Origin of the sequence: Novosphingobium endophyticum (genome assembly GCF_014640675.1) — a bacterium.
Classification (GTDB): domain Bacteria; phylum Pseudomonadota; class Alphaproteobacteria; order Sphingomonadales; family Sphingomonadaceae; genus Novosphingobium; species Novosphingobium endophyticum.
In genome coordinates, this window is sequence record NZ_BMHK01000002.1 from 146,695 (window position 1) to 169,867 (window position 23,173).

The following is a 23,173-nucleotide window of genomic DNA, read 5'->3' on the forward strand; positions in this document are numbered from 1 at the left end:
GTCATGCTTCCGCTGCGCCAAGATCAACTCACTGAGAGGGAAGCGGCTCCGCCGCAGCCGCGACCTCTTCGCGCCTTTGCGCGAAATATTTTCTCCTCCGCGTCTCCGCGCCTCCGCGTGAAATTCTACTCCAACCAGAAGCGGATCGTCTGGGCGACGGCGCCAAGAGCCAGAACGCTTCCGCCCCAGATCGCCGCCATCCACGCCAGCCGCTTCCACAGCGGGGCCGAATCGGCCTTGGTCGGCCTGCCTTTCATCAGTGGTATCCCTCGTGGCCAACCTTGCCGCGGAAGACCCAGTAGGCCCAACCGGTATAGGCGATGATCAGCGGCAAGGTCAGCGCCACGCCCACCAGCATGAAAACCTGGCTGCGCTCGGGCGCGGCGGCGTCCCAGATGGTGATCTGGTCGGGCACGACATAGGGCCACATGCTCACGCCGAGACCCGCCATGCCCAGCAGGAAGATGCCGAGCGAAATCCAGAAAGGCGTGGCTTCGTGGCGCCTGGCGAGCGCCCGGAACAGGAGGTACGCGAGGATTGCGGTCAGCAGCGGCACTTGCGCGGCGAACAGCACGCTGGGCATCTCGAACCAGCGCCGCCAGTAGTCCTCGTCGAGCAGCGGCGTGTAGAGGCTGACCGCCACCAGCAGCACCAGCGTGGCGACGGCCGCGCGGCGGGCCACCTTGTAAGCGTGGTCCTGCGGCGGCCCGTCGAGCTTCCAGATCAGCCACGTCGCGCCGAGCAGGGCATAGCCGGCGACGACGCCCAGCCCGGTCAGCAGCGTGTAGGGCGTCAGCCAGTCCCACCAGGACCCGGCATAGGCGCGCCCCGAGACCTCGATGCCCTGCAGGATCGCGCCGAGCGTCATGCCCTGCGTCAGGGCGGCCACAAACGAGCCGCTGGCAAAAGCAAGGTCCCAGAAAGGGCGATGGCGCGGGTCGCGCCAGCGGAACTCGAAAGCGACGCCGCGAAAGACGAGGCCAAGCAGCATGGCGACGATCAGCGGATAGGTCGCCGGCAGGATGACGGCGTAGGCCAGCGGGAACGCGGCGAACAGGCCGCCGCCGCCCAGCACCAGCCAGGTCTCGTTGCCGTCCCAGACCGGGGCGATCGAATTCATCGCGCGGTTGCGTCCCTCACCCACCTTGAAGCTGGGAAAGAGAATGCCGATACCAAGGTCGAAGCCGTCCATCACGACATAGGCGAAAATGCCAAAGGCGATGATGAAGGCCCAGACGACGGTGAGGTCGAAGTTCACGTCCACGGTGCTCACTCCTCCCCCGGGGCAGCGCCCCGCTGCGCCGGCCCCGGCGTGATGCCGGCGGTGCGGATCGGCGCCTGCCCGGCTCCGCTTTCGTGCGGATGGGGAGGCTTGTTCATCAGCCGGAGGATATACCAGGTGCCGACCGAGAAAACGGCGAAGTAGACCACGATGAAGGCCAGCAGCGAGGCAGCGACCGCCGGCGCATCGAGCGGCGATGCCGAATCGGCGGTGCGCAACAGGCCGTAGATGGTCCAGGGCTGGCGGCCGACCTCGGTGGTGATCCATCCGGCGATGACCGCGACGAACCCGGAAGGCCCCATGACCAGCGCCGCGCGGTGCAGCCATGCCCATTCGTAGAGCTTGCCGCGCGAGCGCGCCACGAGGCTCCACAACCCGATGCCGAGCATGGCGAAGCCGAGGCCGACCATCACGCGAAAAGCCCAGAATACCACGCCGACGGGCGGTTCGTCCTCGTCGGGCACGGTGTCGAGGCCTTTCAGCGGCGCATCAAGATCGTGCTTGAGGATCAGCGAGGAGAGCTTGGGCACTTCGAGGGCGTAGTCGACGCGCTTCTCCTTGCTGTTCGGGATGCCGAACAGGATCAGCGGCGCGCCTTCGGGGTGGCTCCGGTAGTGGCCTTCCATGGCCATGACCTTGACCGGCTGATGCTCCAGCGTGTTGAGGCCGTGCGCATCGCCGAGCAGGATCTGGACCGGGGCGACCAGCGCGGCCATCCACATCGCCATCGAGAACATCTTGCGCGCATGAAGGTTCGTGCGGTCGCGCAGCAGGTGCCAGGCACCGACCGCGCCCACCGCGAAGGCCGTGGTCAGGTAGGCGGCGGTGACGGTGTGCAGCAGGCGATAGGGGAAACTGGGGTTGAAGATCACGTCGATCCAGCTCTCGCCCGGCAGGAACTGGCCATTGGCGCCCATCACGTACCCGGTCGGGGTCTGCATCCACGAGTTCACCGACAGGATCCAGAAAGCCGAGACGAACGTGCCTCCCGCGACCATGCAGGTCGCGGCGAAGTGCAGCTTGCGGCCCACGCGCTCCATGCCGAAGAGCATGACGCCGAGGAAACCCGCCTCGAGGAAGAAGGCCGTCAGCACTTCGTAGGCCATGAGGGGGCCGATGACCGGCCCGGCCCGGTCGGAGAAGACCGCCCAGTTGGTGCCGAACTGATAGGACATGACGATGCCCGAGACGACGCCCATCGCGAAGGCGACGGCGAAGATCTTCAGCCAGTACCGGAACAGATCAAGGTAGAGCGCCTTGCCGGTCCTGAGCCACAGACCTTCAAGCACCGCGAGGTAGCTTGCCAGCCCGATCGAGAAGGCCGGGAAGATGAAATGGAAACTCACCGTGAAGGCGAACTGGATCCGTGCCAGGAGCAGGACGTCTGCTGTGTCCAACATGGACCAGTTCAGTAGCCGAAACCGGCCCGGTCTGAAAGCGCGTCCCCCGCATTGCAGGTTGCGTAAAGCGCACTCTTTGGAAAATCGGCCGGGGCGGAATCAGAAAAGGCGGCCCAAGGCCGCCTCTTCCCCTCTCCAACCCGTTGAGCGCCTCGCCTGTGCGTCACCCGCATCGGCTTTGGCGATCTCGAAACTTGTAATCAGCCGCCCTTGGCGTCGTTCTCTGCCGACGCCGCGAGGCGTTCGCCCTGCATGTAGGGGATCGGATTGACCGCCGCGCCGTCAACGCGCACTTCGTAGTGCAGGTGCGGGCCGGTCGAGCGGCCGGTGCTGCCGACGTAGCCGATGACGTCGCCCTTGTGGACCTTCTGCCCCTCGGCAACATTGAGGCGCGACATGTGGCCGTAGCGGGTCTGCAGCTCGCCGCCATGCTCGATCGAGATGAACAGGCCATAGCCGCCGAACCACGAAGCCTTGCTGATGACGCCGTCGGCGGTTGCATGGATCGGCGTGCCGACCGGGGCCGCGAGGTCGACGCCCGAGTGGGCGCGGCGGCCGCCGAGAACCGGATGGTCACGCATGCCGAAGCCGCTGGACATCCTTTCGGCCCCGCCGAGCGGATCGCGCGAGGGGATCGAAACCGAAGCGATCCCGGCGGTGCCGACCGCGGGCTTGGCCTTGGAAACGGCGAGGCCGGTTTCCTCGTAGTTTTGCCAGGAGTTGAAAAGCTGGCGGAACTGGTCGTCCTCACCGCCGCTGACCGACTGGCTCGCGGACTGCGCCGCGCGAAGCGGGGCGGCGATGTCGGCGGCAGAGGCGCTGCTGTTCGCCATGGCGGGGTGGGCTGCGACCAGGAAACCGCCCGCAACCACGATGCCGGTCACTGCGCGGAGCTTGGCGAAGATTTTCGTTACGACCACTCGCAATACCTTGTTTATCCGCCAGCGACCTTTGTGGCCGTGACGCAAGTTCTAATTGGCGCGACCCGCGTATTTGCGCGGTCGACGCTAAATTATGAGATGGTCGGAACCCCCCGCCGTCTCGCGAGTTAGGGTTATGCAGACGCTCGCTCGTCAGGCAACCCCATGGTAAAGATCCCGCGATAAACCGGCTGCAAGGCGCGCCGAGTCGTTGAACGGCGGTCTAATGGCGCCGCGAAAGTGGCGGGAAACCAAGAGTTTCCACAGCGAATCCCTTTCCGCGTTCAACCGTTCAGCGACGGCGGCGAAATGGTTTGCGCCAAAACGGACGTGGCGGATTTCGTCGTCAAGGATTCGTTTCAGGATCGCTGCGCCGCGTTCGTCGCCGGCCGCGCGCACCCGCTCGAGCGTTGCCGGCGTCACGTCCAAGGCGCGCGCCTCGAGCACCATGGGAACCACGGCAAGCCGCGCGGCGACGTCGTGGCGTGTGTCGTAAGCGGCCTCCCATAGGCCGTGGTGAGCGGGCAAGGCGCCATAATGACTGCCGAGCGAGCGCAGGTGCCGGTCGATCAGCGCGAAGTGCATCGCCTCGTCGGCCGCGACCGAAAGGAAATCGCCGACGAATGCCTCGCTCATTTCCGCGCCGAACCGCCCTGCCATGTCGAGCGCGAGGTCGATGGCGACGAACTCGATGTGGGCGATCGAATGCCACAAGGCGATCCGGCCGCGCTGTGAACCGCCCTTGCCGCGCTTGGGCATCCGGTTCGGCGGCAGCAGCTCAGGCGCGTCGGGACGACCCGGCACGTCGGGCATTTCGAGGTCGAATGCGAAATCCAGCCGCCCCAGGCGCCAGTCGCGCGCGATCCTGCGCGCGGCCATCGTCTTGGCGCGGGGATCGCGTTCGAGAAGCGCGCCCCGGATCGCCTGCGCAACGCTTTGTCGCATCAGAGCGCTTTCGCCGCCTCCAGCACGGCCTCGACGTGACCTTTCACTTTCACCTTGTTCCAGACCCTGGCGATCGTGCCGTCCGGCGCGATCAGGTAGGTCGTGCGCACCATGCCCATGTAGGTGCGGCCGTAGTTCTGCTTCTCGGTCCAGATCCCCAGCGCGTCCGACAGCCCGTTCTCCTCGGCGTCGGTGGCCAGCGGGGCCTTGAGGTCATGCTTGGCGATGAAGTTCTGGTGCTTCTTCGCCGAATCCTTGCTGACGCCGAGCAGGGCGGTGCCGGCCTGCTCGAATTCGGGCCGGGCCGCGCTGAATTCGATGTTCTCGGTCGTGCAGCCGGGGGTGTTGTCCTTGGGATAGAAGAACACGACGAGCTTCCTGCCCGCGAAATCGGAGGGTTTCACCGTCCCGCCGTCGGGCGTTTCCAGCGCAATGTCGGGGAAGGCGTCGCCGACGCCGGGGCGTGTGCTCATCGATCAGATCTCCAATGTTTCGTCGAACGCGGCCTGCCAGGCCCGCGCGACTTGCGCGCGCGCCTGTCGCAAGGCCGTTTCGAGTTCGTGCCAGGCCCCATAACCGCAAGCGCGCTCGAGCGCCATGCAGGCCGCCTCCAGCGGAACCTGTGAATCCGGGGCCAGCAGACGGGCGGCGACCAGAAAACGCGTCAGCACGTCGTGGGCCTCGATCAGCCCGGCGGGCAGCAGCCCTGCTTCGGAAAGGAGGCGCAGCGCTTCGCCCAGGTCGGGCGCCAGCCCCTTGCCTTCGCGAAGCTGGATAAAGTGGACGAGGAATTCGAGATCGACGAGGCCGCCGCGAGACAGCTTGACGTCAAGCGGCCCCTTGCCGGGCTTGTGACGCGCCATCGTGCCGCGCATGTCGAGCACGTCCGCGCGCAGCCGCTCCGGGTCGCGCTTTCGGGTCAGGACCTTGTGGACGATGCCGGCCAGCGCGGCGCGCGCGCCGCCGGAGCCGAACAAGGGCCGGGCGCGGCACAGCGCCATGTGTTCCCAGGTCCAGGCCTGTTCCTCCTGATAGCGCGCGAAGCTTTCAAGGCTCGCGGCCGGCGGTCCCTGTTCACCCGAGGGCCGGAGCCGCGTGTCCACGTCGTAGAGCGCCCCTTCCGCCGTCGGCACCGAGAGCGCGGCGATCACCCGCTGGCACAGGCGGTTGTAATAGAGCGTCGCGCCGAGAGGGCGCCTGCCGTCGGATTCGCGCGCATGGCTTCCGGAGAAGAGATAGACGAGATCGAGATCCGAGGCGTGGGTCAGAACCCCGCCGCCGAGCCGGCCGAGGCCCAGTACCAGCAGTTCGCTCTCCGGGACTTGTCCGTGGCTGCGGCGAAACTCTTCAATCGTCGCCTCGGTCAGGACGCGGTTCGCCGCCTCGGCGATCCGGGCGAGACCGCGCCCGATGGCCAGCGGGTCGTTCACGCCCTCGATCAGTTGCACGCCGAGGGCGAAGCGCATCTCTCCCACCTTGCGGCGCACGGTATCGAGAATGCGCTCGTAGTCGTCGGGTTCAAAGCGGGAGAATTCGGCGATCAGGCTCGCGACATCGCCGGGCAGTTCGAAGGCGCTGGCGTCTATCAGCGGGTCGAGCAGGTCGGCGCGGCGGGCCAGTGCGTCGGCCAGCGGCGGGGCGAGCGAAAGAATCCGCGCCAGCCGTTCGAGCAACGCCGGGCGCGCCTCCAGCAGGCGGAACAGATTGATCGCCGAGGGCAGGTTGTTGAGCAGCTGTTCCCAGCGCAGCAGCGCGCGCTCGGGCTCGGGCGCGGCGGCCAGCGCTGCCAGCAGATCGCTTCGGATCGCCTCGAAGGCGTTGCGGGCGGCATCGCTGCGCAGCGCGCGCATGCGGCCCGATTCCCAGCCTATGATACGCCCCGCGAGCGCGTCGGGATCGTCGAATCCCAGGTGTTCGAGCTGCTCGGCCAGCGTTCCCTGCGCAGGCATGGCGACGCTGGTTGGCGGTCCCTCGGGCGTATTGGCCATGATCAGTCTGTCGTAGCGCTCGCCCACGGTGTCGGTGATCTGCGCCAGTTCATCGAGCAGTGCCTTGCCGTCCGGCAGTCCGTCGAGCCGTGCCACTTCGTCGATGGCTTCGGCCTTAATCGGAATGCTGTGGGTCTGATGATCCTGCACCATCTGCAGCCGGTGCTCGATCGTGCGCAGGCGGTCATAGCACTCGCCGAGGGCCTGCGCCTCCGAGGCGGGGATCAGGCCGGCATGGGCGAGCGCATCAAGGGTTTCGCGAGTGCCGCGGAGCCGCAGGTCGGGATTGCGCCCGCCGTGGATCAGCTGGTGGGTCTGGGCATAGAACTCGACTTCGCGAATGCCGCCGCGTCCTTTCTTGAGGTCGAAGCCCGGTCCGACTTCGCGGCTGCCCCGTGTGTTCGCGCGGATCTGCGTAGTCAGGCGGCCGATTTCGGCTATCGCCCCGAAGTCCAGGCTCTTGCGCCAGACGAAGGGGCGGATCGCGGCGAGGAATGCTTCGCCGGCTGCCACATCCCCGGCGCAGGCCCGCGCGCGGATGAAGGCGGCGCGCTCCCAGGCCAGCGCGGAAGACTCGTAATGCGTCAACGCGCCGTCGATCGAGATCGCCAGCGGACTGACTTCCGAGGCCGGCCGCAGCCGCAGGTCGACGCGAAAGACATATCCCTCGTCCGTGACCTTGGCGAGCGTCTCGACCACCGCGCGGGCGACGCGCTGCGCCGCCTCGCCGGGATCGTCGCGTTCCCGCCGGGGCAGGGCCTCCGGGTCGAAGAGCAGGATCGGGTCGATGTCGGAGCTGTAGTTCAGTTCGCGTGCGCCGTGCTTGCCCAGCGCCAGGGCAAGGAAGCCGGCGGGCCGCGCGTCGGGCACGCGGCGGCGGATGCCCTCGGCTATCGCAGCGTCGAGCGCGCGGTCAGCAAAGGCGGAAAGTTCGCCCGTCACCCGCAGCAGCGGAAAGGCGCCGGCCAAGTCGCCGATCGCGAGCGTCAGCGCGAGCGCCTGCTTTTCCCGTCGCAGCGCCGCGCCGACATCGGTGACGCCGCGCCCGGCGGCCCGGGCCCGGGCAAGAGCTTCCGCCTCGTTTCCGGCGGCAAGGATTTCGGCCAGTTCGGGCAGGCGATCCAGCGCGCCGGCAAGGTAGGGCGCGTGAGCGCGGGCGCGGTCTATCGCTCCTTTCCAGTCGGCGGTCATGGCCCTTCCCTGCCTGCTGCCGGGCGCAAGGGCAAGTGCCCCGGCTTGTGCATCGCGGCATCGTCTGGCACCTGTGCGCTCCCCCCCGAAGCCATCCATGAGGTCGCCACCTTGAAGCAGCCAGCCCTCATCCTTGCCGTTCTGGCGCTGAGCGCCTGCACTTCGTCTTACGCCGGCCCCGACATGCCCAAGGGCACTGCGTTGCCGCCGCCGGAGGAGAACGCCGTCGCAACGACGCCGGACATTCCGGTCGATACCATGAAGTCGATGGTGAAGACCCTGTCCTCGGACGAATTCGAGGGTCGCGCGCCGAGCACGGCTACGGAGCCGAAAGTGCTCGACTACATCGTCAGCCAGTTCGAAGCGGCGGGCCTTCGGCCGGGCAACGACGGCAAATGGCTTCAGGCCGTCCCTACGGTCGAGATCACCGCGAACAATGCCTCGCCGCTGACGGTCACCGGCGGCAAGGGTACGCCGCTTTCCTATGAATTCGGGACCGACTACGTCGCCACCAGCTACCGCGCCGTGCCGAAGACGGCGGTACGGGACAGCGAACTGGTTTTCGTCGGTTATGGCATCAACGCCCCCGAACTGGGTTGGAACGACTATGCCGGCATCGACATGAAGGGGAAGACCGCCGTCATCCTCGTCAACGATCCGGACTATGCCGGCGAGACGGAGCAGGGCCTCTTCAAGGGCCGTCGCATGACCTATTACGGCCGCTGGACCTACAAGTTCGAGGAAGCCGCAAGGCAGGGCGCGACCGCCGCGCTGATCGTCCATGATACTTTCCCCGCCGCCTACGGCTGGAGCGTCGTCAACTCGAGCTGGACCGGCGCGCAGTACTATGTCCAGACGCCGAACGATGGCGCCGACCAGACGGCCGCCAACGGCTGGGTCCAGAAGCCGGTGGCCGAAGCGATCCTCAAGGCGGCGGGCCAGGACCTCGCCGCGCTTTCCGCCGCCGCGAAGCAGAAGGGCTTCAAGCCGGTTCCGCTCGGCGTCAAGGCCAGCTTCGGCTTCGACAATGCGATCCGCAAGTCGGTCTCGCACAACGTCGTCGGCATTCTGCCGGGCGCGACGCGGCCCGGCGAATACGTGCTCCATACGGCGCACTGGGACCACCTCGGCCGCTGCACGCCCGACGCGACGGGCGATGACATCTGCAACGGCGCGGTCGACAATGCCACCGGCATCGCCGCGCTGGCCGCCATCGCCAAGGCCAATGTCGAGGCCGGCCCGACCGCGCGCAGCCAGGTCTTCCTGGCGGTGACGCTGGAGGAATCGGGCCTGCTCGGTTCGGAATTCTACGCCGCCAGTCCGATCTATCCACTCGATCACACCGTGGGCGGCGTGAACATGGACGCGTTGCTGCCCGGCGGCCGCGCGCGCAGCTATTCCATGACCGGCGGCGACAAGTCCGAACTCACCGCGATCTTCCGCGACACGCTGGCGGCCGAAGGGCTTGGCGAAGCGCCCGAGGAGCATCCCGAGCGCGGGTACTACTACCGCTCGGACCATTTCAGCTTCGCCAAGCGCGGAGTGCCGATGTTCGACGTTGCCCGCAGCACGGATCTTGTCGAAGGCGGCAAGGAAGCGGGCGAAGCGGCCTCGCAGGCCTATACCGACAAGCGCTACCACGCGCCGAGCGACGAATATTCGGACACCTGGAACTGGGAAGGCATCGTCGAGGATGTTGAGCTCTATTACACGCTTGGCCGCGCGCTTGCGGAATCGGATCGCTGGCCGAACTGGCATGCCGGCGACGAGTTCCGGGCCATCCGCGACCGATCCTGCGCGGCGGAAGGCGGCTGCTGAGTTGACCTTCCGCCTGCCGCCCGAGTGGCAGGCGCAGGACTGGCTCTGGATCGGCTTTCCGCATGACTCGGTCGAATGGCCGGGCTTCCTCGGCCGCGCGCAGGAGCAGATCGCCCGCTTCGCCAGCGCGGTCGCCGATTCGGGGCAGGATGTCCGCCTGATCGTGCGCGACGAGGCCAATGCCCGCCGCGCCGAGGCGCTGTGCTCGTCGCGCGTGAAGCTGGAGATCCGGCGCTACGGCGACGTCTGGCTGCGCGATACCGGGCCGCTGGTGCTCTTGGACGATGCGGGAAACCGCAGGGCCATGCGCTTCGGCTTCAACGGCTGGGGCGGCAAGTACCTGATGGACGGCGACCAGGAAATCGGCGAGGAACTGGCGCGCGATGCCGGATTGCCCGTTGAGACGGCCGACTGGATCCTCGAAGGCGGGGCGCTCGACGGCGACGGCACCGGCCTTGTCGCCACGACCGAACAGTGCCTGCTCAACCCCAACCGCAACCCCTCGCTGACGCGCGAGGACATCGAGGCCCGGCTGCGCCGCGACCTCGGCTATGACCGCGTACTGTGGCTGGGCGAGGGGCTGATCAACGACCACACCGACGGCCACGTCGACAACCTTGCCCGCTTCGTCGCTCCGAACGTGCTGGCGGTGCCGCGCGCGACCGGGCGGGACGATCCCAATGCCGACATCTACGCCTTCGCCAGGGCCCGCGCTGTCGCCATGGACGTGGCGGTGCGCGAAGTGCCCTCGCCGGGGCGGGTCGAGACGGACGGGCGAATCGAGCCGGCCAGTTACATGAACTTCGCGGTAACCTCGAAGCTCGTCGTCGTGCCGATCTATGGTACACCGCATGACGATGACGGGATTGCGGCCATCGCCGAACTCTTCCCCGACCGCGACACCGTCGGCATCCTCGCCGACGCAGTGCTCGCGGGCGGCGGCTCGTTCCACTGCGCCAGCCAGCAGATGCCTTCGCGAACCTGAGCAATCGCCAGACGACCGCAAGCCGCTCATCCTGAACGGGATGGGGGCGGTCTTAACGATTTGGCAAGGGGTCAGGGCGCAAATTCGGGAGCATGGCACGCGTCATGACTCTCGTCCAGAACGCCCCCGCCGCGAACCGGGCCGCCCGTACACACGCGGACTGGCTGCGCGCCGCCGTGGTGTGCGGCTGCGCGCTCGCGCTGATCCTCGCGAGGGCGCCGCTGCCGTTCTGATTTTCTTGTGAGGTCAGGGAGGCTCGAAGGCGCCGGGCTATCGCCCCCCCCCCCGTGATTATGTCCGCCTTTTCGGCCGACACACCGGTGCACATGCCACCGTCTTTGGCGAGTGAGCCAGCGGCCGACCTGGTGATGCCGTTTATGATCCGCCTGATCGGTCGCTGACTTCTGACCGCTTACGGCTGCGTATCGCCGATTTTGGATTCGCTCGGAGCTATTTCGCCGTCGTCATCCATCTTGTTTGCGGCCTCTTCCCCCTGCTCCTCAACGACATCGGCCTTCTCTTCCAGGCGCTCTTCCTGGAGCTCCGTCGGTGCCTGGTCGGCCATTTCGTCAATCCGCTCGGCTTGCGCTTCAGCCGTATCCTCGACCTGGTCCGCTTGTTCGCTCTGGCAAGCTGCCAACGCGAACAGACTGACAGCGAGGGGTGTCATCAGAATCTTTCGCATCACTCTTCCCCTTTGGTTTTACCGTTAAGGAGGCTTCTTCGCCGGCTCTCCTGCCAGCGCGCGCAACGGTAAAAGGCAACCCGTCGTTGCCTAACGTCCTTAAAACCCGCGCTGGTTCAAATGTTCCCGATGGCCATCCGGCTCAATCTTCCAAATCTTCTCGTATCCAAAGGGCTCCCCCTGTCCGTTCCTCGATCAAGGCGCGCAGGCCGCGGGTACTCCTTCTTCGGGATTAGCCAGAAATCGGACCCCGATCGTACGGGATAGCAGTAGACGCCGCCTGAGATCGCAGCTTTTCTGAGCAACGCCTCATTGCGGAGTCAGCCGGTGATCCAGCCCTCCATATATACCGTGATAAGCATCTTGCTGCTGGGATTGGCTCTCGTTCTTCCGATCGTATTCGCATGGAATGTGCATAATCACTGGCGTGCTTTGAAAGTCCGCTACCTGTTCATCATGATGGGAGTCGGATACACTGCTCCGTGGCTATATTACTGGGGCGTGATGTTGAACAACCTCGAAAGCCGGCCCTGTGGGAATGGGCCCTGTGTTGACAACGGAATGGAGTTGATCGGAGCGGTTTTGCTTCCGCTCGGTGCGATGATCTCGTTCTTATACGCGACAGTGGCAGCAGGTCTCACGATCTACTTTCTTCGTCGCGACTGAACGGCTCACGCGCGAACGACGTTTTCAGGGCGAACCGCGATACAAACTGATACGCGCACGGATAGCAGACCCAGCGCCTCAGGGGCGGCGCGATCGACGGCACCAGCGATACCGATGGCATCGAAGTCGCGCTCGGCGATTTCGGGCCGACCTTCCCCGAAGGCCTTTTGGTCGCGCAGGACGGAGGCAACACGCCCGACGTGCAGAACTTCAAGCTGCTGTCCTGGCACGCGATCCGTGCGGCTTCCGGTCTCGAACGAGAATGCAGGCAGCGGCGCGGACAGCTTGAGTATCACGCTGCAAATGCGATATGGGGACCGCCTCGGCGAGGGAATCGGAACCGTTGCACAAGTGTAAGGCCATCCATGCTGTTCTGGCGGGCGCCCTGCTGGCTCTGCCCGGCGGCGCCCATGCCGATGTCATGCAGATCGGCGATGCGGGCTATTCCTGGATCGCCGGCGGCCCGGCCAATATGGGCGCCGTTGCTGACCCGGCTGAAGACCGCGCGCCCGCGATCGTCGATGCCTCGCCGCATCCGCTGTCGGTCACCGAGGCGCTCGACGCGGCAGGCCCTTCCCGCTGGCGTGCGCGCATTGCCGAACTCGCGGCCAAGTACGACATCAGCCCGACACTTCTCGAAGCGGTGGTCTGGCAGGAAAGCCGCTGGAATGAACGCGCCGTCTCGTCCGCCGGCGCGCGCGGGCTCGCCCAGCTCATGCCCGGCACGGCGCGGCAGATGGGTGTTGACGCCGACGATCCCATGGCGAACCTCGAAGGTGGCGCGCGGTACCTGCGCATGCAGCTCGACGCATTCGGCGGCGACATCGAGAAAGCGCTGGCCGCCTATAACGCGGGCCCGATGCGGGTCCAGCGCGCGGGCGGCATTCCCCGCATCCGTGAGACCCAGGCCTACGTCGCCGCGATCATGGCGCGTCTGGCGCAGCCGGTCCGCCAGTAAGGCGGCAAGCGCGCGACGTCATCCGGGGCTCGACCCGAGACCGCTGGCAGTGTTTACGAGCAACCTTGCCGCGCGAACCCTGCGAGAAGTCCCGCCGAACGAGCGCCACCGGTCCCGGGCCGAGCCCGGGATGACGAATTGGCTCAACCCAGCATGGCCCTGGCCATGGCCCGCACCTGCTCGCCCATGTCCTCGCGGTCGAGCGCGATCGCCAGCGTCGCTTCGACGAAGCCGATCTTGGAGCCGCAGTCGAAACGTCGGCCTTTGAACGTGACGGCATGGAACGGCTGCTCCCCGATCAGCCTGGCCATCGAATCGGTAAGCTGGATCTCGCCGCCCGCACCCTTTTCCTGGCTGGCGAGCAGATCCATCACTTCGGGCTGAAGGATATAGCGGCCCGAGACGATCTTGTTCGACGGCGCTTCTTCCACTTTCGGCTTCTCGACAAGGCCCCTCACTTCAGTGAGATTGCCCCAGCTGTCTCCGGGTTCGATGACGCCGTAGCTGGAAACTTCCTCGCGCGGGACTTCGAGGACCGAGATCAGATTGCCGCCCACCTCGTTATAGGCCTCGATCATCTGCGCCATGCAGCCGGGCGAGCCGTACATCAGCTCGTCGGGCAGGAAGATCGCGAAAGGCTCGTCGCCAACGACGGCGCGGGCGCACCACACGGCGTGGCCCAGCCCCATCGGTACCTGCTGACGCACGGCGACGAGATTGCCGGGCTGGATGCGCGTCGCCTCGAGCGCGTCGAGCGACTTGCCGCGCGAGGTCATCGTCGCTTCGAGTTCGTAGGCGGTGTCAAAATGCTCGACGATCGCGGTCTTGCCGCGCCCGGTCACGAAGACGAATTCCTCGATCCCCGCTTCGCGTGCCTCGTCGACGGCGTACTGAATCAGCGGACGGTCGACGATCGGGAGCAATTCCTTGGGAATCGCCTTGGTGGCGGGAAGGAACCGCGTGCCGAGACCGGCAACGGGGAACACGGCCTTGCGGACGGGCTTGCGGAATTTCGTTTCGGACATGGACAGCGTCGTTCCCTCATCGTGTTGCAGTGCGGTTAAAGCCGTTTGGTCGCGGTAGCGCAACATGGCTCCGGTCGGCTTTGGCCCCAACTCATGCGAGGCCGGAAGGTTGCGAGCGTGTGCTTGCCGCCCGCCCGAATCCCGCTAAATGGCTAGGGATGGACAAGATCATTATCGAAGGCGGAAAACGCCTGTCAGGCACTATACCCGTTTCCGGCGCAAAGAATGCAGCACTCACCTTGTTGCCCTGCGCGCTGCTGACCGACGAGCCGCTGACGCTGCGCAACCTGCCGCGTCTCGCCGACATCGACGGGTTCCAGCACCTGATGAACCAGTTCGGCATTTCCACCATGATCGCCGGGTCGCGGCCCGAGGATTTCGGGCGGGTCATGACCCTGCAGGCGACCCGCATCACCAGCTCCGTCGCGCCCTACGATCTCGTGCGCAAGATGCGCGCCTCGATCCTCGTCCTCGGGCCGATGCTGGCGCGTATGGGCGAGGCGACCGTCTCGCTGCCGGGCGGCTGCGCCATCGGCAACCGGCCCATCGACCTGCATCTCAAAGCGCTGGAGGCGCTGGGCGCGCATATCGACCTGGCCTCGGGATACGTGAAGGCAAGCGCACCGGACGGCGGGCTTCCGGGCGGACGCTATTCCTTCCCGGTGGTCTCGGTCGGCGCAACCGAGAACGCGGTCATGGCGGCGGTGCTCGCCAGGGGCACCTCGACGCTGCACAATTCCGCGCGCGAGCCGGAGATCGTCGACCTTTGCAGGCTGCTCGCCGCCATGGGCGCGCAGATCGAGGGCATCGGCACCTCGGAACTCACCATCCACGGCGTCGAGAGGCTGCACGGCGCCACCTACATGGTCATGCCCGACCGCATCGAGGCCGGCTCCTATGCCTGCGCGGCGGCGATCACCGGCGGCGAGGTCACGCTCAAGGGCGCGCGCATCGAGGAGATGGAAGCCACCGTACAGGCCCTGCGCGATGCGGGAGTCCACGTCGAGGCCGTGGCCGGCGGCCTCCATGTCGCCGCCGACGGGCCGATCCGGCCGATCACGCTTTCGACCGCGCCCTATCCGGGTTTTGCCACCGACATGCAGGCCCAGCTCATGGCCCTGATGACGCTTGCCGAAGGATCGAGCGTGCTCACCGAGACGATCTTCGAGAACCGCTACATGCACGTTCCCGAGCTTAACCGCATGGGCGCGCATATCGAGACGAAGGGGCGCACCGCCATCGTCCACGGCGTGGGGAAACTGACCGGCGCCGAAGTCATGGCGACCGACCTGCGCGCCTCGATGAGCCTCGTCATCGCCGGCCTTGCCGCCGAGGGCGAGACGCAGGTTCACCGCCTCTATCACCTCGATCGCGGCTATGAGCGGCTTGAGGAAAAGCTGGCGCTGGTCGGCGCGGCGGTGGAACGGGTCGGCGGAGACTGATTTGCGGTCCTGCAACTTCTGCGGCTCTTTGGGCGTTGCTTTTGTGTCAACACCCCCGAGAGGAGCACTGAGCAATGGTTCTGATCAAGCTGGCCGCCGCCGGCGCTGCCGGATATGCACTCTACAAGTACGCGACGCGCGACAAGGATCGCCACGCCTACGCAGGCGGCGACGAGAACTTCGCGCAGGTTCGCGACGCGGGGACGGGTTCCATGCAGAACCGGCCTTCGAACTGGAGCAAGGTCGACGAGGCGAGCGACGAAAGCTTCCCCGCCAGTGACCCGCCCGCGACCTACTGAGTTATCCTGAACGATCAGGGGCGGCCGTCTGGCACGGCCGCCTTTTCGCATCCCCGATCAGGCCAAGTCCCGCCCCATCGAAATGCGCGGCTCCTCGGCAAAACCCAGTTTGCGATAGAACTCGGCAGTAGCGGCGTTTCCGGCGCGCACTTGCAGGTTGACCTTGACGCAGCCCCGCCCCGCAAGCCGCGCGCATGCTTCCTGCACGAGACTGCGGCCGATGCCGCTCCGCCTGCGGTTCGGGTGGACGGCCACGGCGTAAAGCCAGCCGCGATGGCCGTCATATCCTGCCATGGCCGTCCCGATTACACGGCCGCCGTCGTCCTCGGCGACGAGCAGCAGGCCATCACCAAGCGCGAGTTTGGCCGGGATTGCGGCCTCGGCTCGGTTGCGCGGCGAGTCATCGGGGAAACAGGCGCGCCACAAGTGATCCACACTGGCGAAGTGCCTGTCTTCATAAGCCACGATTCTCATTGCGAAACCAGCCAGACCCGGATCGCGCCGGCGAGGCCTGGCGGCGTCTCGGCTTCAAGCCGCTCCGCGTCGATTCGCGCCACCAGTGCGTTTATCGGCACACCCTCTCTTGCCGCTCGCGCCTTGAGCATGTCCCAGAACACCGGCTCGAGACTGATCGATGTCTTGTGACCGGCGATCTCGACCGAGCGCTTTACCGGGGGATGATAGGAGGAGGTCATAGACTGCCCCTCTGTAAAGGCACCGACGCCGGGCAGGTACAATTTTTTGGGGTGGCTCGCCCAGGGAGGACCACCTAGACTGCCCTGAGGACACGGAGCGGACGCGAACGAGCAAATGGCAGAGGGTTATCAGGCGCTCACCGAGAAGGAAAAGCAGACCCTTCGCCTGATTGTCCGGGGCCATGATGCGAAATCGATTGCCCGCCATCTGGAGCTTTCGGTTCACACTGTGAACGAACGGCTGCGCTATGCGCGGCGCAAGATGTCGGTTTCCAGCAGCCGCGAGGCGGCGCGACTGTTGCTCGAAAAGGAGGGTGGCGGCCCCGATTTTCTTGCGGACAAGCAATTGGGGGAAGCCGAACCCACCATCCGCATGAGAGAGGATGCAGCGCCGAATGAAGGCCGAAGGACGAGGAATCACTTCGTCTGGGCAATCGGAGGAATTCTCACCATGTCACTTGTGCTCACAGCGCTCGCGCTGAATTCAATCACGGCGCCGGTAACCGGGGTCCATGAAACTGCGCCGGATAATGCGGTTGCGTCCGCCACGATAGTCGAGTCGGAGGCCGTGCGATCGGCGCAGGAATGGCTGATTCTCGTCGACGAGGGACGGTGGATCGAAAGCTGGAGCGCGACCGGGCGCTCTTTCAAGAAGCTCAATACCAGCAAGGCATGGGCATCGGTTTCCGAAGAGGTTCGACCGCCGCTCGGCGCGGTGCTTTCGCGAACCGCGAGCAGCCAGGAAAGCGTGCCCGCTCCGCCGTACGGATACGAAGTGGTCAAATTCCGTACCAGTTTCGCCAACAAACCCGATGCAACCGAAACCGTCACGCTCGCTCGCGAAGATCAGGGCTGGAAGGTCGTTGGTTACTGGATCTCCTGATGATGAGGTGGGCACTCGCTTGGGCGGACGGGCGCCGGTCGATGTCTTGTGCCCGGCAATCTCGACCGAGCGCTTGATGGGGGGATCATGAAGAAGACCATGGAGGCGAGCCTAGCGCGCGGAATCGCAAAGCCTAATAGCCGAACAGCACGTAGTCCCTGTCGTAGAACTCGCGCACGACCTTGCGGGTCTCGTCATCCACGGGCCGTTTTTCCGACCCGCTGTTGAGATGCGGCAACTGCCCCTTGAAGCCCATCGCCTGCGCGACGTAGGCGAAGCTCTCGGCCATGGTTTCGACCTTGCCGACATAATCGACCAGCACGCGGCGGTAGGGGTGGCAGATGAAGCTGTGTTGCGGACGGAAGTGCTCGATGTCCTGGAACTCCCCGAGCCGGCGCGCGAATTCAGGAAAGGTCAGGCCCGCGAGCCTTTGCGAATAGTCCGCGTCGCGCGGCGTCATGCCGCCGGCCTGCATGAATTGGAATGCCGAAACGGCGCGGGCCAGCGGATCGCGCACGAACGAGAACTTGAAATAGTCCCGCGTGGCCGCGTAGTCTTGGCGATAACGCTCCATGATCGTCGCGTGGCCGACCTGATGGCCGAACAGGGCGATCGAAAGCGAGGTGCCGGCGGTCTTGGGAATGTGGATGAAGATCGCCCGGTGATGGTGAAAGGGGCCGGGCAGCGCGGATTCAAGCCGAATGTCTGCAATCCTGCGTCGCGCTATTCTGAACATCAATGATCCCTTTTCCGGCCGGAGATCTGATTTTCCAGCAATTTCCGGCCCCGAAATCTACTCGGGAAACCGGAGCACGGCGATTTTCCTGGGCGCTTCGTCGCTTTTCGGGGGGACAGGCCGTCCAGCAGGCAGCGGCCGGAGGACCGCCCGTCTGCCGGACGCGGACCATCAGTACATGTGCTGGCCGCCGTTGATGCTCAGCGTCGAGCCGGTCACGAACGCGGCATTCTCGGAGCAGAGGAAGGCGCAGCCGCGCGCGATCTCGTAGGCATGGCCGAGGCGGCCGACCGGGATCTTGGCGACGATCTTTTCGAGCACCGGCGGGGGAACGGCGGCCACCATCTCGGTGTCAATGTAGCCCGGCGCGATCGCGTTCGCCGTCACGCCGTACTTGGCGCCTTCCTGCGCCAGCGCCTTGGTGAAGCCGTGGATGCCGGACTTGGCGGCGGCATAGTTGACTTGTCCGTACTGTCCGGCCTGGCCGTTGATCGAGCCGATATTGACGATGCGGCCCCAGCCCCGCTCGCGCATTCCGGGGAAGCACGCCTTGGCCATGTTGAAGCAACCGCCGAGATTGATGCGCATCACCTCGTTCCAGTCGTCGAAGGTCATCTTGTGGAGCACGCCGTCGCGTGTGATGCCCGCGTTGTTGATGACGATGTCGACCGGGCCAACCTCCTCGGCCACCCGGGCGCAGCCATCGAGGCAGGCCTCGTGGTCGCCGACATCCCATCTGTAGGCGGGGATGCCGGTCTTCTCGGTGAAGGCCCTGGCCTTCTCCTCATTGCCTGCGTAGTTGGCAACGACAGTATGACCGCGGTCCTTCAGGGCCAGCGAAATGGCCTCTCCGATACCTCTGGTTCCGCCGGTAACGATTGCAACGCGCGTCATATGATGCCTTTCGTAGAGTTAGGCTTCCACCAACCCGGTGCTATGAAATACGGGGAGGCAGGGCAAGGTCGCCAAAACCCTTAATCATGGGCAATTTGATATAGAGCGGTTGCCGAATCCGCAACGGCGCATGAGGATTTCAGAAACGGAACTGCGTGCCGACGTAGACCGCCTGACCGTCCTGCTTGCCATCGGTCAGGGGCAGCAGGCGCTCGCGATCCTGCGAATAGCGCACGCCGGCGGTGACATCGAGATTCTCTGTCACGCGATAGGCGCCGCCCAGGTCGACTTCGCCCGAATCGCCCGCGAACGTGCGCGGGGCTCGTCCGGCGGCGCGTTTCTCGTCGATCGAGATGCGCGGCGTGAAACGCGAATCGTCATGGTTCACGCCCGCGCCGGGCGAAAGGCTGAACTTCTCGAGGTCCGGGGCTTCCGCGGGATTGCGGCCGGCCGGCGCCTGAACGAGATTCTGCGCGAAGTTCTGATAGCCGCGCGAGACGCCCAGATTGAAGCCGGTTGGCGCCATCCGCAGACTTCCGGGCTCGTTCGTGGCCTGCGCCAACTTGGAGCTGTGGCGCACGATGATCGACTGGGCCGCTTCCGGGTCCACCCGGACCGCGACTGTCACCGACCGCTCGCTGCGATTCGCGGTACCTGCCGGCGTGAAGGGAAACGCCCGCGCCTGCGCCAGCGAACGCATGGCGACCGCGCGGGAAAGATTTTCGGCCGACGCTTCCGGGTCGAGCGAATCGAGCGTCGCGGCCGACTGTTCATCGACCTTGAAACTGGCGCTGAAGGCGAGAACTGCGCTCGGCAGGGCGAGCACGCACACGCATCCGGCCAGCAGGATGCCGGTCTTGATGCCGCTCTTCGATCCGCTTGCGCCGGAACTCATCGCAATCTCTCGTCAGGTATCCCTCTGGCCCGCGCGGTCGTCGCCCCCGCGCCGGGCCTGTGCCTATACCGGCAATACTTAACACAGACTGATCGCCAACGGGAGCGGGAATGCCGCCGGCCCGGTTCAGGAAGCGTTTAACCGGTTCCGGCTCAGGCGAGACAACCATACCGGCGCTCTTGCCGCAGGTGTGCTGACAGCTATAGAGGCGATTGACGGCGGGTTTCGTATCAGCGGTCTTCGCCACCAGTATTCAGGAATTGGGAACGACAATGACAGGCAGCACCGATACCGGCCTCTTCACCGCCCGCAACATGACGCGCGCGGGTCTCTGCGCCGTGGCGGCGCTCGCTCTGGCGGGCTGTGGCGGCAAGAAGGAAACGGCCGGCGTGATGGCGCCTTCGCAGGTGACCACGATCGGCGTGAACAGCTATCTGTGGCGCGCCAGCCTCGATGCGCTGTCCTTCATGCCGCTGTTGCAGTCGGACAGTGCCGGCGGGGTAATCGTCACCGACTGGTACACTAACCCGAAGAACCCCGGTGAACGGATGAAGGTCACGGTCATGATCCTCGACCGGGATCTGCGCGCGGACGCGCTGCGCGTCAGTGCCGTGCGCGAAGTCGCCGCGAACGGCGGCTGGGCGTCGGCACCGGTAGAGGCCGCCACGGTGCAGAAGCTCGAAGACATCATCCTCACCCGCGCGCGCGACCTGCGCCGCGGCTCCATCGGTGGCTGAGATCCCGTTTGAGACGCGGCACCGGCCCGGTGTCAGGGCACGAGTCGATGCCGAACAGGCCTTGAAGTAATTTTTCCGCAGGCGGGCGAGCGGCCCCGCAGGAGACTGGACAGACATGAGTGACCGGTTCGATCCGGCTCGGGCGGATATCCGCTGGCAGGCGGCATGGGACGAGGCGCAGTGCTTCAGGGCGGACGACAATTCCCCCAAGCCGCGCAGCTACGTCCTTGAGATGTTCCCCTATCCCTCGGGGCGCATCCACATCGGCCACGTGCGCAATTACACGATGGGCGACGTGCTGGCGCGCTACAAGCGCATGAGGGGCCACGAAGTGCTCCACCCGATGGGCTGGGACGCCTTCGGCATGCCCGCCGAGAACGCGGCGATGGGAAAAGGCGTCCATCCCGGCGGCTGGACGCGCGAGAACATCGCCAACATGAAGGCGCAGCTCAAGCGCCTCGGCTTCGCGCTCGACTGGAGCCGCGAGATCGCGACTTGCGAGCCGGAATATTACGGGCACGAGCAGGCGCTGTTCCTCGACCTGTACGAACATGGCCTGGTCTACCGCAAGGAATCGGCGGTCAACTGGGACCCGGTCGACCAGACTGTGCTTGCCAACGAGCAGGTGATCGACGGGCGCGGCTGGCGCTCGGGCGCGCTGGTGGAGCGGCGCAAGCTCTCCCAGTGGTTCCTCAAGATCACCGACTTCGCCGACGAACTGCTGGAGGGCCTCGGCTCGCTCGACAAGTGGCCGGAGAAAGTCCGGACCATGCAGGAGAACTGGATCGGCAAAAGCCAGGGTATGCAGTTCCGATTCGACTTGTCGAACGGTGAGCAGCTCGAAGTCTACACCACCCGGCCGGATACGATCTTCGGCGCCAGCTTCGTCGCTGTCGCGGCCGATCACCCGGTGGCGCAGTCCGTCGCGATGACCAATTGCGACGCGGCCAAGTTCATCGACCTGTGCAAGCAGGGCGGCACGACCGCGGCCGAGCTGGAGACGGCGGAAAAGCTGGGCTTCGATACCGGCATCGGCGCGAAGCACCCGATCACGGGCGAATACCTGCCCGTCTTCATCGCCAATTTCGTGCTGATGGACTACGGCACCGGCGCGATCATGGCCGTGCCCGGCCACGACCAGCGCGACTTCGAGTTCGCCACCAAGTACGGTCTGCCGATTTCGCGCGTGATCGCCGCAAGCGCCGACGAGGCCGGCAAGCCGTTCGACGGCGAGGCGGAGGCCGGCGACGGCATCTGCGTCAATTCCGGTTTCATCGACGGCATGCCCGTGGCCGAGGGCAAGGCCGCCGTCATCGCCCGCGCCGAAGCCGAAGGCTGGGGCGAGGGCAAAACCGTCTGGCGCCTGCGCGACTGGGGCGTCAGCCGCCAGCGCTACTGGGGCACGCCGATCCCGTTCATCCACTGCGAGGTCTGCGGCGTCGTTCCGGTGCCCAAGAAGAGCCTGCCGGTCACGCTGCCCGAGGATGTCGATTTCTCGGTCCCCGGCAACCCGCTGGCGCGCCACCCCACGTGGAAGCATGCCGACTGCCCGCAGTGCGGCAAGCCCGCCCGGCGCGAGACCGACACGCTTGATACCTTCGTCGATAGCTCGTGGTACTTCCTGCGCTTCGCCAGCCAGCCTGACGACAAGCCGTTCGATCCGGCGCAGATCGCCAAATGGCTGCCGGTGGAGCAGTACATCGGCGGCATCGAGCACGCGATCCTGCACTTGCTCTACGCCCGCTTCTGGACCCGCGCGCTCGCCCGCATCGGCAAGATCGAGGTGAAGGAGCCCTTCGGCAGCCTGTTCACGCAGGGCATGGTCACGCATGAAACTTACACAATTAATCGTCCACCGACTGAGGAGGAGAAGCGCGTCTTCGGCTGGACAGACGAAGCCGCGCATGAATCTATCACTCAGTATCTCTCGCCGAACGAGATAGAACGCCGAGGCGAGCAGGTCTTTGAAAAGGCGACGGGGCGTCCCGTGAAGGTCGGCCGCGTCATCAAGATGTCGAAGTCGAAGAAGAACGTCGTCGACCCCGACGAGATCGTCGCGACTTACGGCGCCGACGCGATCCGCTGGTTCATGCTCTCCGACAGTCCGCCCGAGCGCGACCTGCCGTGGTCGGAGGCGGGCATCGAAGGCTGCGCCCGCTTCGTCCAGCGCCTGTGGCGCCTGTTCGGCCAGTTCGATGCTTCGGCTGAGGGCGAGGACAAGGCGGTCGACCGCAAGGCGCACCAGACCGTCGCGGCGGTGGCCGAGGACATCGAATCGCTCGGCTTCAACAAGGCCGTAGCGCGCATCTACGAACTGGCCGGGGTGATCGAGAAGGCCGCGCCTTCCGCCAGCCGCTCGGAAGCGATCCGCAAGCTGCTGCTGCTTGTATCGCCGATGATGCCGCACCTTGCGGAAGAGGCCTATGCCACGTTCGGTGAAGGGCTGGTCGCCAATGCCATGTGGCCCGAAGTCGATCCCTCGCTGCTGGTCGAGGACGAGGTGACCATCGCCATCCAGGTGAACGGCAAGCTGCGCGACACCGAGGTCGTTGCCAAAGGTCTGGACAAGGGCAGCCTTGAAGCGGTTGCCGTGGCCAACGCCAAGGTTCAGGCTATCCTTTCGGGTGCGACGCCGAAGAAGGTCATTGTTGTCCCGGACCGGCTCGTTAACATAGTGGCGTGATGCTCCGTCGCCTCCCCCCTCTTCGTCACCCTGAACTTGATTCAGG

General features: G+C 65.7%; 23 protein-coding genes and 1 pseudogene. 10 read left to right on the top strand and 14 right to left on the bottom strand.

Features of this window, described 5'->3' with window-relative positions:
• Window positions 1–125 precede the first annotated feature (125 nt).
• From IEX32_RS02180 to IEX32_RS02210, 7 genes are all read right to left on the bottom strand, one after another.
• Entirely contained in the window at window positions 126–257 is a 132-nt protein-coding gene (locus IEX32_RS02180; RefSeq protein ID WP_188767898.1) for a DUF2474 domain-containing protein, read from the bottom strand.
• The gene (cydB, locus tag IEX32_RS02185) at window positions 257–1,264 is read right to left on the bottom strand and encodes a cytochrome d ubiquinol oxidase subunit II (RefSeq protein ID WP_308421016.1); all 1,008 of its coding nucleotides are present in this window, start codon (window positions 1,262–1,264) and stop codon (window positions 257–259) included. Before cydB ends, IEX32_RS02180 begins: the two co-directional genes overlap by 1 nt.
• A gap of 5 nt (window positions 1,265–1,269) precedes the next feature.
• Window positions 1,270–2,682: a cytochrome ubiquinol oxidase subunit I gene (locus IEX32_RS02190; RefSeq protein WP_308421015.1), complete on the bottom strand. Its 1,413-nt coding sequence runs from the start codon at window positions 2,680–2,682 to the stop codon at window positions 1,270–1,272.
• Between the two features lie 200 nt (window positions 2,683–2,882).
• The gene (locus tag IEX32_RS02195) at window positions 2,883–3,602 is read right to left on the bottom strand and encodes a M23 family metallopeptidase (protein WP_229735805.1); all 720 of its coding nucleotides are present in this window, start codon (window positions 3,600–3,602) and stop codon (window positions 2,883–2,885) included.
• 153 nt (window positions 3,603–3,755) lie between these two features.
• Window positions 3,756–4,547 carry a ferritin-like domain-containing protein gene (locus IEX32_RS02200; protein WP_188767900.1) on the bottom strand — a complete coding sequence of 264 codons (792 nt, stop codon included), beginning with the start codon at window positions 4,545–4,547 and terminating at the stop codon, window positions 3,756–3,758.
• Complete coding sequence (locus IEX32_RS02205; protein WP_188767902.1) at window positions 4,547–5,020, bottom strand: peroxiredoxin; 474 nt, start codon at window positions 5,018–5,020, stop codon at window positions 4,547–4,549. The genes IEX32_RS02200 and IEX32_RS02205 overlap by 1 nt, the downstream gene beginning before the upstream one ends.
• Window positions 5,021–5,023: 3 nt before the next feature.
• Entirely contained in the window at window positions 5,024–7,726 is a 2,703-nt protein-coding gene (locus tag IEX32_RS02210; protein ID WP_188767904.1) for a bifunctional [glutamine synthetase] adenylyltransferase/[glutamine synthetase]-adenylyl-L-tyrosine phosphorylase, read from the bottom strand.
• Window positions 7,727–7,909: 183 nt separating this feature from the next.
• On the opposite strand from IEX32_RS02210, the gene IEX32_RS02215 reads away from it, so the two are divergent.
• The 3 genes from IEX32_RS02215 to IEX32_RS20895 all read left to right on the top strand — a co-directional run bounded on the left by IEX32_RS02215 (window position 7,910) and on the right by IEX32_RS20895 (window position 10,762).
• Window positions 7,910–9,544: a M28 family metallopeptidase gene (locus tag IEX32_RS02215; RefSeq protein WP_188768192.1), complete on the top strand. Its 1,635-nt coding sequence runs from the start codon at window positions 7,910–7,912 to the stop codon at window positions 9,542–9,544.
• A 1-nt stretch (window position 9,545) separates the two neighbouring features.
• Window positions 9,546–10,529 (top strand): agmatine deiminase family protein, encoded by a 984-nt coding sequence (locus tag IEX32_RS02220; RefSeq protein WP_229735806.1) that lies wholly within the window; start codon window positions 9,546–9,548, stop codon window positions 10,527–10,529.
• Window positions 10,530–10,633: 104 nt separating this feature from the next.
• Window positions 10,634–10,762 carry a hypothetical protein gene (locus IEX32_RS20895; protein WP_268236700.1) on the top strand — a complete coding sequence of 43 codons (129 nt, stop codon included), beginning with the start codon at window positions 10,634–10,636 and terminating at the stop codon, window positions 10,760–10,762.
• A gap of 179 nt (window positions 10,763–10,941) precedes the next feature.
• On the opposite strand, the gene IEX32_RS02225 is transcribed toward IEX32_RS20895, so the two are convergent.
• Window positions 10,942–11,214: a hypothetical protein gene (locus IEX32_RS02225; RefSeq protein WP_188767908.1), complete on the bottom strand. Its 273-nt coding sequence runs from the start codon at window positions 11,212–11,214 to the stop codon at window positions 10,942–10,944.
• A gap of 785 nt (window positions 11,215–11,999) precedes the next feature.
• Between IEX32_RS02225 and IEX32_RS21035 the strand changes: the two are divergent.
• Window positions 12,000–12,065, top strand: a pseudogene (locus tag IEX32_RS21035) (hypothetical protein); the annotation flags it as partial.
• A 158-nt stretch (window positions 12,066–12,223) separates the two neighbouring features.
• A complete protein-coding gene (locus IEX32_RS02235; protein ID WP_373285407.1) occupies window positions 12,224–12,838 on the top strand; it encodes a lytic transglycosylase domain-containing protein in 615 nt (204 codons plus the stop codon).
• A gap of 143 nt (window positions 12,839–12,981) precedes the next feature.
• On the opposite strand, the gene galU is transcribed toward IEX32_RS02235, so the two are convergent.
• A complete protein-coding gene (gene galU, locus IEX32_RS02240; protein WP_188767910.1) occupies window positions 12,982–13,863 on the bottom strand; it encodes a UTP--glucose-1-phosphate uridylyltransferase GalU in 882 nt (293 codons plus the stop codon).
• Window positions 13,864–14,021: 158 nt separating this feature from the next.
• Between galU and murA the strand changes: the two genes are divergently transcribed.
• Window positions 14,022–15,305: a UDP-N-acetylglucosamine 1-carboxyvinyltransferase gene (gene murA, locus IEX32_RS02245; RefSeq protein WP_188767921.1), complete on the top strand. Its 1,284-nt coding sequence runs from the start codon at window positions 14,022–14,024 to the stop codon at window positions 15,303–15,305.
• A gap of 74 nt (window positions 15,306–15,379) precedes the next feature.
• Window positions 15,380–15,604 (top strand): hypothetical protein, encoded by a 225-nt coding sequence (locus IEX32_RS02250; protein WP_188767923.1) that lies wholly within the window; start codon window positions 15,380–15,382, stop codon window positions 15,602–15,604.
• Window positions 15,605–15,661: 57 nt separating this feature from the next.
• Here the strand turns inward: IEX32_RS02250 and IEX32_RS02255 are convergent, their stop codons facing one another.
• Both IEX32_RS02255 and IEX32_RS02260 read right to left on the bottom strand, forming a co-directional pair.
• Window positions 15,662–16,078 carry a GNAT family acetyltransferase gene (locus IEX32_RS02255; protein WP_188767925.1) on the bottom strand — a complete coding sequence of 139 codons (417 nt, stop codon included), beginning with the start codon at window positions 16,076–16,078 and terminating at the stop codon, window positions 15,662–15,664.
• A complete protein-coding gene (locus IEX32_RS02260; RefSeq protein WP_188767927.1) occupies window positions 16,075–16,299 on the bottom strand; it encodes a ribbon-helix-helix domain-containing protein in 225 nt (74 codons plus the stop codon). Before IEX32_RS02260 ends, IEX32_RS02255 begins: the two co-directional genes overlap by 4 nt.
• 115 nt (window positions 16,300–16,414) lie before the next feature.
• On the opposite strand from IEX32_RS02260, the gene IEX32_RS02265 reads away from it, so the two are divergent.
• Window positions 16,415–17,182 carry a helix-turn-helix domain-containing protein gene (locus IEX32_RS02265; protein WP_188767929.1) on the top strand — a complete coding sequence of 256 codons (768 nt, stop codon included), beginning with the start codon at window positions 16,415–16,417 and terminating at the stop codon, window positions 17,180–17,182.
• Between the two features lie 133 nt (window positions 17,183–17,315).
• Here IEX32_RS02265 and IEX32_RS02270 read toward each other — a convergent pair whose 3' ends face one another.
• From IEX32_RS02270 to IEX32_RS02280, 3 genes are all read right to left on the bottom strand, one after another.
• Complete coding sequence (locus IEX32_RS02270) at window positions 17,316–17,918, bottom strand: sulfotransferase family protein (RefSeq protein WP_188767940.1); 603 nt, start codon at window positions 17,916–17,918, stop codon at window positions 17,316–17,318.
• 171 nt (window positions 17,919–18,089) lie between these two features.
• Entirely contained in the window at window positions 18,090–18,812 is a 723-nt protein-coding gene (gene phbB, locus IEX32_RS02275; protein ID WP_188767942.1) for an acetoacetyl-CoA reductase, read from the bottom strand.
• Window positions 18,813–18,951: 139 nt separating this feature from the next.
• Complete coding sequence (locus tag IEX32_RS02280) at window positions 18,952–19,707, bottom strand: hypothetical protein (RefSeq protein WP_188767945.1); 756 nt, start codon at window positions 19,705–19,707, stop codon at window positions 18,952–18,954.
• A 272-nt stretch (window positions 19,708–19,979) separates the two neighbouring features.
• Here IEX32_RS02280 and IEX32_RS02285 point away from each other — a divergent pair, with 272 nt between their 5' ends.
• Both IEX32_RS02285 and leuS read left to right on the top strand, forming a co-directional pair.
• Window positions 19,980–20,444 carry a DUF3576 domain-containing protein gene (locus tag IEX32_RS02285; RefSeq protein ID WP_188767946.1) on the top strand — a complete coding sequence of 155 codons (465 nt, stop codon included), beginning with the start codon at window positions 19,980–19,982 and terminating at the stop codon, window positions 20,442–20,444.
• Window positions 20,445–20,559: 115 nt separating this feature from the next.
• Window positions 20,560–23,127 carry a leucine--tRNA ligase gene (gene leuS / locus IEX32_RS02290; protein ID WP_188767954.1) on the top strand — a complete coding sequence of 856 codons (2,568 nt, stop codon included), beginning with the start codon at window positions 20,560–20,562 and terminating at the stop codon, window positions 23,125–23,127.
• Window positions 23,128–23,173: the final 46 nt, after the last annotated feature.